General features: G+C 62.8%; 10 protein-coding genes. 4 read left to right on the plus strand and 6 right to left on the minus strand.

The features are described from left to right. Positions 1 to 92: 92 nt before the first annotated feature. Positions 93 to 317, minus strand: coding sequence for a hypothetical protein (locus tag NDJ82_RS01660; RefSeq protein WP_099586534.1), 225 nt, complete (start codon positions 315 to 317; stop codon positions 93 to 95). Between the two features lie 487 nt (positions 318 to 804). On the opposite strand from NDJ82_RS01660, the gene NDJ82_RS01665 reads away from it, so the two are divergent. After that, positions 805 to 3,555, plus strand: coding sequence for a beta-glucosidase (locus NDJ82_RS01665; RefSeq protein WP_250924832.1), 2,751 nt, complete (start codon positions 805 to 807; stop codon positions 3,553 to 3,555). A 66-nt stretch (positions 3,556 to 3,621) separates the two neighbouring features. On the opposite strand, the gene NDJ82_RS01670 is transcribed toward NDJ82_RS01665, so the two are convergent. Further along, on the minus strand, positions 3,622 to 4,236 hold the full coding sequence (locus NDJ82_RS01670) for a TetR/AcrR family transcriptional regulator (protein ID WP_250924833.1): 615 nt from the start codon (positions 4,234 to 4,236) through the stop codon (positions 3,622 to 3,624). Positions 4,237 to 4,265: 29 nt separating this feature from the next. Next, a complete protein-coding gene (locus tag NDJ82_RS01675; RefSeq protein ID WP_158878745.1) occupies positions 4,266 to 5,288 on the minus strand; it encodes a LacI family DNA-binding transcriptional regulator in 1,023 nt (340 codons plus the stop codon). 208 nt (positions 5,289 to 5,496) lie between these two features. On the opposite strand from NDJ82_RS01675, the gene NDJ82_RS01680 reads away from it, so the two are divergent. From NDJ82_RS01680 to NDJ82_RS01690, 3 genes are read left to right on the plus strand one after another with little or no spacing between them, the layout of a single operon-like run. Beyond that, positions 5,497 to 7,680, plus strand: a complete 2,184-nt coding sequence (locus NDJ82_RS01680) for a TonB-dependent receptor (protein ID WP_250924834.1) — start codon at positions 5,497 to 5,499, stop codon at positions 7,678 to 7,680. A 1-nt stretch (position 7,681) separates the two neighbouring features. Further along, a complete protein-coding gene (locus NDJ82_RS01685; protein WP_250924835.1) occupies positions 7,682 to 9,013 on the plus strand; it encodes an LLM class flavin-dependent oxidoreductase in 1,332 nt (443 codons plus the stop codon). Beyond that, positions 9,010 to 9,939 carry a sulfonate ABC transporter substrate-binding protein gene (locus tag NDJ82_RS01690; RefSeq protein ID WP_191960324.1) on the plus strand — a complete coding sequence of 310 codons (930 nt, stop codon included), beginning with the start codon at positions 9,010 to 9,012 and terminating at the stop codon, positions 9,937 to 9,939. Before NDJ82_RS01685 ends, NDJ82_RS01690 begins: the two co-directional genes overlap by 4 nt. Positions 9,940 to 10,005: 66 nt before the next feature. Here NDJ82_RS01690 and fecE read toward each other — a convergent pair whose 3' ends face one another. Genes fecE through fecC form a run of 3 tightly spaced genes read right to left on the minus strand, consistent with a single transcriptional unit; the run spans position 10,006 to position 12,756 of the window. Next, positions 10,006 to 10,797, minus strand: a complete 792-nt coding sequence (gene fecE / locus NDJ82_RS01695; RefSeq protein ID WP_112196091.1) for a Fe(3+) dicitrate ABC transporter ATP-binding protein FecE — start codon at positions 10,795 to 10,797, stop codon at positions 10,006 to 10,008. A gap of 4 nt (positions 10,798 to 10,801) precedes the next feature. Continuing rightward, positions 10,802 to 11,770, minus strand: coding sequence for an iron chelate uptake ABC transporter family permease subunit (locus tag NDJ82_RS01700; RefSeq protein WP_250924836.1), 969 nt, complete (start codon positions 11,768 to 11,770; stop codon positions 10,802 to 10,804). Continuing rightward, entirely contained in the window at positions 11,767 to 12,756 is a 990-nt protein-coding gene (gene fecC / locus NDJ82_RS01705) for an iron-dicitrate ABC transporter permease FecC (RefSeq protein ID WP_250924837.1), read from the minus strand. The genes NDJ82_RS01700 and fecC overlap by 4 nt, the downstream gene beginning before the upstream one ends. Positions 12,757 to 12,758: the final 2 nt, after the last annotated feature.

A 12,758-nucleotide genomic window follows, 5' to 3' on the forward strand; every position in this document is an offset into this window, starting at 1 on the left:
CCCGATAGCGGTGGACCAGCTGCCGCATACTCCGGCTGATACACCGCTATCGGGGGCAAGTCCCCTCCCACAAGGGGATGGCGTTTTTCCCGTTAGTTCGAGGTCTTCGGCGCGCTCTGGGTGCCATTCAACGGCCGCCCGCCTTTGGTGGTTTCGGCCTTCTGTTTTTTCGCGGCCTTGGCGTCATGGGTCTGGGTCAGCACGGTGGAATCGGCGGTGCCGGACTTGGCATCCGCGTCCGTGGCTTCAGCCGCAACGGCCGCGCCGCTCAATGCAACGCCCAGCACAAAACCGGCACCCAGCAGGGACTTCTTCATAAACATTCTCCAGATAAAAAAACGCGAACCGCTCAAGTGGCGCCTTGAATTGGTTCAAGACCCTACACCAAAGCGTTGTGTATGACAGCGTGTATAAAACATGGCCTTTTAGAACTACCGAGCAAAGCCACTAGTTCGCCATGCCAGCAACTATTTTCTTAAACCAATCGACTGGTAGGTTTAGCCTTAGTTCAAAATCGTAATGAAATATTTCTTATTTCACGCAAAAATTAGCTTTTGTTTGACTTATAACCGCAAGAATTGCCTTAATTATGCGGTTTTCGCGGTTCAAAATGCCATCTCGTGATATCGCCAAGACATCATCTATAACAATAACTAACACAATTATTAAACTTACAGAATCTGCAAAATCCGCCAAGTAATTGCAATTAGCCATCGGTTAAACATTGCGATCAAGGCGAACTATTGCCCACGAAAAAGTGACGAGCGTCGTCCTATTTTTACTAAAAATTTGTCGGAGAAACCCATGAATAAACGCAAAATGATCGGTGCACAGTCGGCATTTGCCCTGCTGGCGCTGGCCGTGTCCCAGGTGCATGCAGCCACCAGCCCCGCCCTGGACGAAGGCCGGGTGAACCGTGCGGAAAAGGCTGCGGACAAAACCCTGGCGAAGATGACCATGGAAGAAAAACTCGCCTACATCGGCGGCACCGGTGGCTGGGACGTCAAGCCGCTGAGCCAATACGGCATCCCGCAGATCCACGGTGCCGACGGCGGCGTTGGTGTGCGCTACACCAGTGAAGGCAACGCCCAGGGCGTGGTCTACCCTTCCGGCCCGAACCTGGCCGCCAGCTGGAACCCGCGCCGCGCCATCGACCTGGGCCGCGCCCTGGGCTACGACACCGCCAGCGGCGGTTATCAGTTCGTCACCGGCCCCGGCGTGAACCTGTACCGCATGCCCTACAGCGGCCGTGCGTTCGAGTACCTGTCCGGTGAAGACCCGTTCCTCGGCGCCAGCCTGGGGCCGGCGGTGATCAACGGCATCCAGTCCCGTGGCGTGTGGGCCAACGCCAAGCATTTCGCCGCCAACGACCAGGAAAGCAACCGCTTCCACCTCGACGAGATCATCAGCGAGCGGGTGCTGCGCGAGATGACCCTGCCGCCCTTCGAGTCCGCCTCGAAGAACAGCAAGGTGGCGATGATGATGTGTGCGTTCCAGAAGGTGAACGGCGAGTTCGCCTGCCAGAACAAACACTTGATGCGCGACATCCTGAAGACCGAATGGGGCTACCCAGGCTTCGTGCAGAGTGACTACAACGCCGTGGTCGACGGCTTGCCGGCGGCACAGGCCGGCACCGACCTGGACATGATGGGCTACCAGATGAACAGCACGGTGCTCAAGCCGTTCCTGGACAGCGGCGAGCTGAGCAGTGCGACCATCGATGACAAGGTGCGGCGCATCCTCAAGCAGATCTACCTGTACAAGTTCGACAGCAAAGCGCCGCTGACCAGCCACAACATGAACAGCGCCACCAGCAACCGCGTGGCCTTGAACGCCGCGCGCGAAGGCATCGTGCTGCTGAAAAACCAGAACAACCTGCTGCCCCTGGATGCCAAGAAGGTCAAGACCATCGCGGTGGTCGGCAACCTGGCCAAGTACGCACCGCCCACCGGTTTCGGCAGCGCGAATGTGATGGCGGCCAACTACATCAGCGAGCTGAGCGGCCTGCAGCAATTGGCGCCGGGCGCCAAGGTCGAGTTTATCGACGGCCTGTCCCTGGACCCGACGGCCTCCAATTGGACCCACACCGACAACGACGGCAGCAGCGTCAAGGGCGTGAAAACCGAGTTCTTCAGCAACACCAACTGGTCCGGCGACCCGGCGGCCAGCCGCACCGACCGCCATGTCGACCTCGACTGGTCCACCGACAGCCTGCAGGTCAACGGCGATACGGCGGCCACCTCGATCCGCTACAGCGGTCAGATCACCCCGACGGTCAGTGGCGAGCAAGTGTTCAAGGTCCGCGCCGACGGTGCCGTGCGCCTCTACGTCAACGGCAAGAAAGTGCTGGATAACGGTGACGGCAAGCCGCTGCCCAACAACAGCATCCCGCCGACCATTCCGGTATTCGCCAAGGTTAATCTGGAAGCCGGCAAAGCCGTCGACATCAAGCTCGAATACTCGCGCCGCAACGGCTACCTCTCGACCATGGGCGGTCTGGTGGGCGTGCAGATGAGCTGGGCGTCGCTGGTCGCACCTCAGGACCTGGCGAAGTACGACGCCGTGCTGGTGGCGGCGGGTAACAGCAATGAATACGAAGGTGAAGGCTTCGACCACAGCTTCGACCTGCCGGAGTTCCAAGGGCAACTGATCCAGAGCATCGCCAAGGTCAACCCGAACACCGTGGTCACCCTGCACGGCGGCACCGGGCTGAAGATGAGCGACTGGATCGATCAGGTACCGGCCGCCTTGCATGCGTTCTACCCTGGGCAGAACGGCGGCCAGGCGCTGGCGGAGATCCTGCTGGGCAAGGTCAACCCGTCGGCCAAGCTGCCGATCAGCATCGAGCGCAACATCGAAGACAACCCGATCTACGCGACTTTCCCCAAGTTCGACAACCAGGAAACCCTGGCCGAGATGAGCTACAAGGACGACCTGTTCCTGGGCTATCGCGGCTACGAGAAAAAAGGCATCAAGCCGCTCTACCCGTTCGGCTATGGCTTGTCGTACACCACCTTCGGCTACAGCAACATCAGCGTGACGCCGGGGGTGGCGGTTGCAGGGGCGCCGATCAAGGTGTCGTTCGACCTGGCCAACACCGGCAAGGTGGCAGGCGCCGAAGTCGCCGAGCTGTACGTGGGCCAGAACAACCCGAAAGTCGAGCGTGCGCTCAAGGAACTCAAGGGCTACAAGAAGGTGTTCCTGAAGCCGGGCGAGAGCAAGCGTGTGACCATCGAGCTTAACGACCGCTCGTTGGCCTACTACGACGTCAAGAGCAAGCAATGGGTGGTGGACGCTGACAGCTTCAACCTGTCGGTGGGCGCGTCGTCTCAGGACATCCGCCTGAACGCCAAGCTGGTCAACCCGTTCCGCCAGGAACTGTCGACCACCACCAGCAACCCGCTGCCGCGTTCGGCGCTTAATTCGACGCTGCGTGAATCGACGGTTAAAACCGGCGGTGTGCTGCATCAGAATGAAGGGGATGGCGGCACCAGCGATGGTGATGGCTATGACATGAGCGATGACACAACCCAGGGCAGCGCTGCCGGTAACTGACGGGTAAAAGAAGGTGCTTTTTGTGGGAGGGGGCTTGCTCCTCCCACATTTGGACCAGGTTTGGCCTCAGGTTCGGATGGCCGCTTCGACCCGCGCAATGTAGGTATCGAAGCGCGTCACCAAATCCACTTGCTCGGGAAACCGCAGCCATTGGATCTGCAGGCCATCCATCATGGCCAGGATCTCCTCCACCAGCCCGGCGATGTCCACATCACCGCGCACCTCCCCCGCCGCCACCAGGTCGGCAAACTGCCCTTGCATGCGTTGGTGAATCGCTGCGTAGCGCGCCTGGAACCACGCCCAGGCCGGCTGGGTGTCCAGCAGGCTTTCGGCATTCAGGATGGTAAACGCGCGCACCACGCCAGGCGCCGTGGCATTCGAGCGATTGATCGCCCGCAGGCTGCCGAGCAAACCATTCAGGGATTTCTCCGCACGCACTTCATCGGCAATTCGCTGGTTGACCTCATCGCGCCGCTGCAACACGCCCATCAACAGCGAGATCTTGCTGGGAAAATGATGCAGCAACCCGGCAACGGAAATCCCCACAATGCCCGCCACCTGGGCCATCGACGCACCGCTGTAGCCTTCCAGGGAAAACACTTGCAAGGCAGCGTCCAGCAGCTCTTCGCGGCGTTTTTCACCTTTGGGCGCACGGCGGGTCTTGGGGGCAGGTTCGGTCATGGGCAAATCCTTGTGGGCGGCAGAAAAGCTCAGGCGCTTTCCCGTTCGATCAAGTGGCAGTCCAACAGGTTCAAACGCTGTACGGCCTGCGGCAACACGCCCAGGCTTTGCAGCACGCGGGTTGCCGCGAGGACGCCGATCTCCAGGGCCGGCGGTTTGATCGTGCTCAGGCTCGGCAGCAGCATCTCGGCAAACGGGTAGTCACCGAACCCCAGCACCGCACACTTTAACCCGCAACGCTGCCCGGCCAGCAGACCACCGGCGGCCAGGTTGTCGTTGGCGAAGAAAATCGCGTCCGGCGGTGTGGCGCGGCCCATCAAGGTTTCCATGGCCTGCCTGCCCGCGTCGAACGCTGCGCGGTCGGCGTCCGGGACAAACGCCTCCGGCTGCACGCCCAGCTCGATCAGGGTCGCGGCAAAGCCTTCGCCACGCTCCTGGGCGCTGAAGTCACCCGCCACGCTGTTGTGCACAAAGGCCATGCGCCGATAGCCCTTGTCATGCAGGTAGCGTGCGGCGGTGACGCCGACCTGGTAGTGGGAAAAACCGATCTGCACCGGCGCGCGCTCGGGCACGTAGTCCCAGGTTTCCACCACGGGGATATCCGCGTCGGCGATCATCTTTTCAGTGGCCGCGCTGTGGAAGCGGCTGGTCAGCACCAACGCTGCCGGCGACCAGCCGAGAAACGCCCGCACCGCGTTTTCTTCCTGCTCGGCGCTGAAGTAACTCGACGCCAGCAACAGTTGATAGCCGTGCTGGCTGAGCGTGTCACTGAAGCCCTGGATCGTGTTGGCAAAAATCGGCCCGGAGATGTTCGGGATCACCATCGCCACGATCCGCCCACGCGCCGACGCCAACCCGCCAGCCACCAGGTTGGGCACATAACCCAGCTCGGCAACCACCTGGGCAATGCGTTCACGCCGTTCAGGCGACACCTGCTCGGGCTGGTTGAAGTAACGCGACACGGTGATCGCCGATACCCCGGCCTGGCGCGCCACCGTATTCAAGGTGACGCGCCCGGCGCCACGGCGTTTGCGCGGTTTGTCTTCGTTCACGGGAAAACCCTGTTAACAACCAAAAAGAATATAGGACTAATTTTTAAGTATTTGACGCTCTAAAGCAGAGCTCACAATAATGCCGATGTTAGCGCTAACAAAGCGCGCTGTCTGCTACTCGCTCAAGCGAATGCCCACGACAGTTTCACAGGCGCTGACGGTCGCAGAACCGCAGCGGACCAGGGCATTTCTTTTGAGCGGGCACAGCATGCACAAACACTCTCACTTATTGTTTCTTGCCGGTCTGACCGCGCTTCCAGTGGCCGGCACCGCTGCCGCCGACGAGCCGCAAGCCACCCTCAAAACGGTGACCGTCACCGCCACCCGGCGCGAAGAATCCCTGCAGAAAGTCCCGGTGGCGGTCTCGGTACTGGACGGCGAGCAACTGGAGCGTGACAACCGCAACGGCGTGGCAAGCATTGCGCAACAAGTGCCGTCGCTGAATTTCCGCACGGGAGCATCGAACAAGGACACCTCGCTGTTTGTGCGGGGCGTCGGCACCATTTCCACCTCCCCTGGCGTGGAGCCGACCGTGGCCACGGTGATCGACGGCGTGGTCTATGCGCGCCCCGGTCAGGCCACCCTCGACCTGCTCGACCTGGAGCGCATCGAAGTGCTGCGCGGTCCCCAAGGCACGCTGTTCGGCAAGAATGCCTCGGCCGGTGTGCTGAATATCACCAGCAAGGCGCCGACCGCCGAGACCCACGGCTATATCGACCAGTCCTACTACAGCGGCAATGAAAGCCGCACCCGCTTCGGCATCGGCGGCAGCCTGGTGCCGGACGTGCTCAAGGGCTCGGTCAGCACGCTGTTCGGCAGCTACGACGGCAACGTCGACAACCAGCACAACGGCCAGGAGGTCAACGGCTACAACCACAAGGGCATTCGCGGCAAGCTGGAATTCACCCCCAATGACGACATGACGCTGACCCTGATCGCCGACTACATGCAGTCCCACGACGACGCGCCGAACGGTGTCGTCAGCAAGTCGCTGAGCCCGGCCTTCAGCAACGCCTTGAGCCCGGTGCGCGCGTCCAGCGACAACCGCGACATCAACACCGACACCCGCAGCCATGTGCAGGACACCAACAAAGGTTTATCCGCCCAGTTGGACTGGAACCTCGGCGACTACACCCTGACCTCGATCACCGCCTGGCGCGGCTGGGACAACACCCAGTACCAGGACGGCGACCGCCTCGGCAGTGTGACCGCCGCGTTCCCCGGCACCGCCGACAAGGGTCAGCTGGACTTCGACCAATACTCCCAAGAGCTGCGCCTGGCCTCGCCCAAGGGTGAGTTCCTGGAATACGTCGGCGGCCTGTTCTACATGCATGGCAAGGATGAAGAGACCTACCAACGCACACTCACCACCACCACGCGCACCGAGCGTGGCATCGCCGACTACAGCACCACCAGCGACAGCTACGCGGTATTCGGCGAGACCACGCTGAACTTCACCTCGCGCTTTCGCGGCATCGCCGGCCTGCGCTACACCCATGACGATCTGAAATACGATCACCGCCGCGTGTCCACCTCGGCCACCACCGTCAGCGGGATTCAACCGGCCACCTCCAGCTCCGGCTCGGTGGACGAAGACGGCTGGTCCGGCCGCCTCGGCGTGCAGTACGACATCAGCGATAACGTCACCAGTTACCTGACCTATTCACGCGGCTACAAGGGCCCGGCCTACAACGTGTTCTTCAACATGCAGCCGCGCGACACCGATGCGCTCAAGCCCGAAACCTCCAATACCTGGGAAGCCGGGATCAAGGCCACCGCCTGGAACAACCGCCTGACCACCAACCTCGCGGTATTCCACAGCGACTACGACAACTACCAGGCCAACTTTTTCGACACGGTCGCCGGCCAAGTGGTGACCCGTTTGATCAACGCCGGCAGCGTCAGCACCGAAGGCGTCGAGCTGGATTACGCCTTGCAGGCTACCCAGCAACTCAAGCTCTCCGGCGCCCTGGCCTACACCCGTGCACGCATCGATGAATTCGCCTGCCCGGCGGGCGCGGCGGCCACCTGCAACGTCAATGGCAAACCGCTGCCCTACAGCCCGGACTGGAAAAGCTACGTACGCGCCGACTACACCATCCCGCTGGATAACGGCCTGGATATCGAACTGGGCACCGACTACAGCTGGCAAAGCGAAGTGCAGTACGACATCAGCCAGAACCTCGACACCAAGCAAGGCGCCTACGGCATCTGGAACGCCAGCGTGGCCCTGGCCGACTACAGCAACGGCTGGCGCGTGGCGCTGCTGGCGAAAAACCTCGCCGACAAATCCTACTCGCCGCTGCTGGCCAGCGGCGGCAACTACATCTACCGCGCCGTACCCCGTGACGATGAACGTTACTTCGGCGTGCAACTGCGCAAGGATTTCTGACATGAGCCGTCAACTCAAACTCGGCGCCTTTCTCATGGCCACCGGGCACCATGTGGCCGCCTGGCGCCATCCGGACGTGCCGGCCAATGCCGGGCTGGATTTCGCCCAGTACAAACACCTGGCGCGGGTGGCCGAAGCGGCCCGGTTCGATGCGCTGTTCGTGGCCGACAGCATTGCCGCGCCCACCGGCGAGATCGCCAGCCATATGGCGCGCTCGGATCATTTCGAGCCGCTGACCCTGCTCTCGGCGTTGAGTGCGGTGACCGAACATATCGGCCTGATCGCCACCGCAACCACCACCTATAACGAGCCCTACCACGTGGCGCGCAAATTCGCTTCGCTGGATCACCTGTCGGGAGGGCGCGCGGGTTGGAACCTGGTGACCTCGGACGCCGCTGCCGAGGCGCAGAATTTCGGCCGTGATGAACACGTGGGCCATGCCGAGCGCTACCGCCGCGCCCGTGAGTTTTATCAGGTGGTGACGGGCCTGTGGGACAGCTGGGAAGACGACGCCTTTGTGCGCGACAAAGCCAGCGGCAACTACTACGACCCGGCGAAGCTGCACGTGCTCGACCATGCAGGCGAACACTTCCGGGTCAAAGGCCCGTTGAACGTGGCGCGCTCGCCCCAGGGCCAGCCGGTGGTCGTGCAGGCGGGTTCGTCGGAAACCGGCCGCGATCTGGCGGCGCAAACCGCCGAGGTGGTGTTTACCGCGCAGACGTCGCTGGCCAATGCCCAGGCGTTTTATGCCGACCTCAAGGGGCGCCTGCCTCAATACGGGCGTGCGCCGGACTCGCTGAAAATCATGCCCGGCGTGTTTGTGGTGGTCGGGCATACCGAGGCCGAGGCCCAGGCAAAATTCGCGGCCTTCCAGGACTTGGTCGAACCCGAGGTCGGCGTGGCATTGCTCGGGCGCATGCTGGGCAATTTCGACCTGTCCGGCTACCCGCTGGACGGGCCGCTGCCGGAACTGCCATTGACCGACAGCGGGCAACGCAGCCGCCAGCAATTGCTCAGTGAACTGGCCCACCGCAAACAACTGACACTGGCGCAGTTGGGCCGGCGCATTGCCGGTGGGCGCGGGCATTACAGCCTGATCGGCACGCCGGTGCAGATCGCCGATGAACTGCAAAACTGGTTCGAAAACGGCGCGGCGGACGGCTTCAATATCCTGGTGCCCCATCTGCCCGGTGGGCTTGAAGATTTCGCCCAGTGGGTAGTGCCTGAACTGCAACGACGCGGACTGTTTCGCACCGAATACAGCGGCACGACCTTGCGCGAAAACCTCGGTCTGGCCCGCCCGGAAAATCGCTTCAAGGAGGCTCAAGCATGAAAGTCCCAGCCCTGTTATTGGCCCTGCTGCTGAGTCAGACCGCGTGGGCGGCCGAGCCCGCCGCCCTGCGCATCGGCTATCAGAAAGGCTCCATCGCCCTGGTTCTCGCCAAGGAACATGGCCTGTTGGAAAAACGCTTCCCGCAGACGGACGTGAAGTGGATCGAATTCCCCGCCGGCCCGCAGATGCTTGAAGCGCTGAACGTGGGGGCACTGGATGTGGGCTCCACCGGCGACATCCCGCCGCTGTTCGCCCAGGCCGCTGGCGCCGACCTGGTGTACATCGGTGCCGAACCACCCAAGCCCAGCGCCGAAACCATTCTGGTGCGCAATGACAGCCCACTGCATTCGGTGGCGGATCTGAAAGGCAAGAAGGTCGCCTTCCAGAAAGGCTCCAGCTCCCACAACCTGATCCTGCGCGCGCTGAATAAAGCAGGCCTGAGCTACAAGGACATCCAGCCGGTGTACCTGCCACCCGCCGATGCCCGCGCCGCGTTTGAGCAAGGTAGCGTGGATGCCTGGGCGATCTGGGAGCCCTACTCGTCCCTAGCGTTGAGCCAAAGCCCGAGCCATGTGCTGGCCAATGGTGAAGGGCTGGGGTTGTCGGGGCCGGTGTACACCGCACGGCGTGAGTACGCGCGGGACAATGCTGGGTTCGTGCATGACCTGCTGGGTGAGTTGACCGCCGCCGAAGCATTGACCCGCAGCCAGCGCGAGGACAGCCTTAACGTGCTGACCCACTTCATGGGCCTGCCCGCCGACGTGGTTGCGCGCTATATGGACAACCGCCCGCCTTCGCCGATTTTGCCGATTGATGAGGGGATCATTCAGGCGCAGCAGGCAACGGCGGATCTGTTTTTCCAGAACCGGTTGCTGCCCAAGGCGATCGAGGTGAAGCAGGCAGTGTGGAATCCCGAAGCCCACTGAGATCCAATGGCAAATGGGCTGTTGTGGTGAGCGGGGGCAAACGCCCTCCCACATTTTTTGACCGCGTCAGCCGTGAGTGCGGGTGCTTTTTTCCACGACGCACATCGGCGTACCGGAAACCGGCTCATTGATGATCTGCACCTGCACCTCAAACACCTCACGCATCAACTGCGCATTGATCACCGCCGCCGGCGTGCCAGCGGCCACCAGCCTGCCGCCGTGCATCACCGCCACATGCTCGGCATAACGACAGGCCTGGTTGATGTCGTGAAGCACGGTGATCACGGTCTTGCCTTCAGCGGCCAATTCGCACATCAGGTCCATGAGTTCGACCTGATGGCTGATGTCCAGGTAGGTCGTCGGTTCATCCAGCAATACCACCGGCGCGTTCTGCGCCAGCACCATGGCCAGCCATGCGCGTTGGCGCTGGCCGCCGGACAGGTCCGCCAGGGCGCGGTCGGCCAGGTTGTCCAGTTCCAGGCGCTGCATGGCCTGGGTGACCTGGGTTTGATCGCTGCCACTGAGGCGTCCCCACAGCGAGTTGTGCGGACTGCGGCCATAGGCAACCAACTGGCGCACGCTGACGCCTTCCGGCACGGGCAATACCTGCGGCAGAAACGCGATCTGCCGCGCCAACTGGCGGGCGGACAAGGCGCTGTACGCCTGGCCGTCAAGCGTCAGTTCACCCTGCGTAGGTTTGAGAATCCGCGCAAAGGCCTTGAGCAAGGTGGACTTGCCGCAGCCGTTGGGCCCGATCAGCGCGGTAACTTTGCCCGTCGGTGGCGCAAACGAAAGGCCCTGCACGATACGTGTGCCGCCGTAGCCGATATCGAGCTGGCTGGCCTGGAGAATACTCATGTCATCAACCCTTGAACCGTGCCAGCAACCAAAGAAAATACGGTGCGCCAATCACCGCTGTAAGTACCCCGGCGGGGATTTCGCTGGGCGCGATCAACGTGCGCCCGAGCGTATCGGCCAGCACCAGTAAAAGCGCACCGATCAGCATCGCCGCCGGCAGCAGGTACTGGTGATGCCCACCCACCAGCCGTCGCGCCATGTGCGGTGCGACCAGCCCGATAAAGCCAATCGGCCCGATCACCCCCACGCCCAGGCTGGTGAGCAGTACCGCGCAGGCCATCGCCAGCCAGCGCGTGCGGCTCAGCGCTGTGCCGAGGCTGTGGGCGGCTTCATCGCCGAGGGCGATCAGGTTCAGCGGTTTGGCCAGGCACAGCCCCAGCGGAATCAGCAGCATAAACGGCAGCACCAGCGCCACATGGTGCCAGTTGCGGCTCCACAGGCTGCCGGTAAGAGCGAGCAGCGCGGTGTTGATGTCCAGCGGGTGGGACAGGATCAGAAACTCGGTGACGCTGGACAAGGTCACCGCAATCGCCACCCCGGACAGCGCAAAACGCACCCCGGAAAAACTCACGCCGGTGTTGTACAGCGCCAGCAGCAAAGCGCCGCCGGCACCGCCCAGGCAGGCCACCAGCGGCAGCCAGGCAATTGGTAAGTGCGGCCAACTGATGATCGCCACGGTCAGCGCCAGCCCGGCGCCTTGGGTCACGCCGAGGATTTCCGGCGAGGCCAGCGGGTTGCGGATCACGCCCTGCACAATCGCCCCGGCCAAGCCAAAGGCGGCGCCGGCGAGGATCGCGATCAGGCTGCGCGGCAGGCGGTGGTTCCACACTTCGAAGTCGAGGGCGTCGTGGGCCAGCAGGCGGTCGAGGACGGTCACAGGCTTGAGCCACAGCGTGCCGGCGCTGAGGCTGACGAAGGTCGCCAGCAGCAACAGGCCGAGCAGCAACCACAGGCGAAAACGGGGGCGGATCATAGGGCGCGCCTGGCAAGGAATAGAAAGAACGGTGCGCCGATCAACGCGGTGACCACACCGGCCGGGGTTTCCACCGGAAAGGCCACGGCGCGGCTGAGCAGGTCGGCACCGAGCACGATCACCGCGCCCAGCGCCGCACTCAGCGGGATCAGCCAGCGGTAGTCGTTACCGAGAAACTGACGCAGGATGTTCGGCGCAATCAACCCGACAAAACCAATCGGCCCCACCGCGCAGACACTGGCGCCCACCAGCAACAGGCTGGCGACAAACACCTGCAAACGCAGGCTGGCGATGCCCACGCCCAACGAGCGGGCGGCGTCTTCGCCGAGGTTGATCAGGTTCAGGCGTGGCGCGCACCACAGTGCCCACAGGCCGCCGATCAAGGTGCACGGCCACAGCAGTTGCACCTGGGCCGCGCCCACATTGGCGAGGGAGCCGGCCAGCCAGTTCAATACGCTTTGCGCTTGCGCCTCGACCAGAATCACCGTGAGCCGGGTCAACGCAGCGCACAACGCGGCCACCGCAACACCGGCCAAGACCAGGCGGCCTTGGGCCGTGGTCGGCGACCATGCGCCACCGAGACTGAACACCGTGACCCAGGCCAGCGCACCGCCCAGGCAGGTCATCAACAAGGCGCCACCGGCAAACGGCGGCGCGACCAAGCCTGTCGAAAACAACGCCAACCCCAACGCCGCGCCCGCCGTCACGCCGAATAACGACGGCGAGGCCAGGCGGTTGCGGGTGATGCCTTGCATCAATGCCCCGGCGAGTCCCAGACAGGCACCGACCAGCGCCGCGCACACCGCCCTTGGCACACGCAGTTGGGCGACGATATAGGCCATATTGCCGCCGACAGCACCTTGATGAACCAAGCCATTCCAGGCATCCGTCGCGGTCAGGGTGAACGGCGACCAGCTGTACAACGACAACCAGAACAGCACCGCGCCGAGCAGCACAATGCCCGCCGCCGCGAGACTACGCGTCATGC

It is taken from the genome of Pseudomonas sp. SR18, from assembly GCF_023701505.1.
GTDB lineage: Bacteria > Pseudomonadota > Gammaproteobacteria > Pseudomonadales > Pseudomonadaceae > Aquipseudomonas > Aquipseudomonas cyclaminis.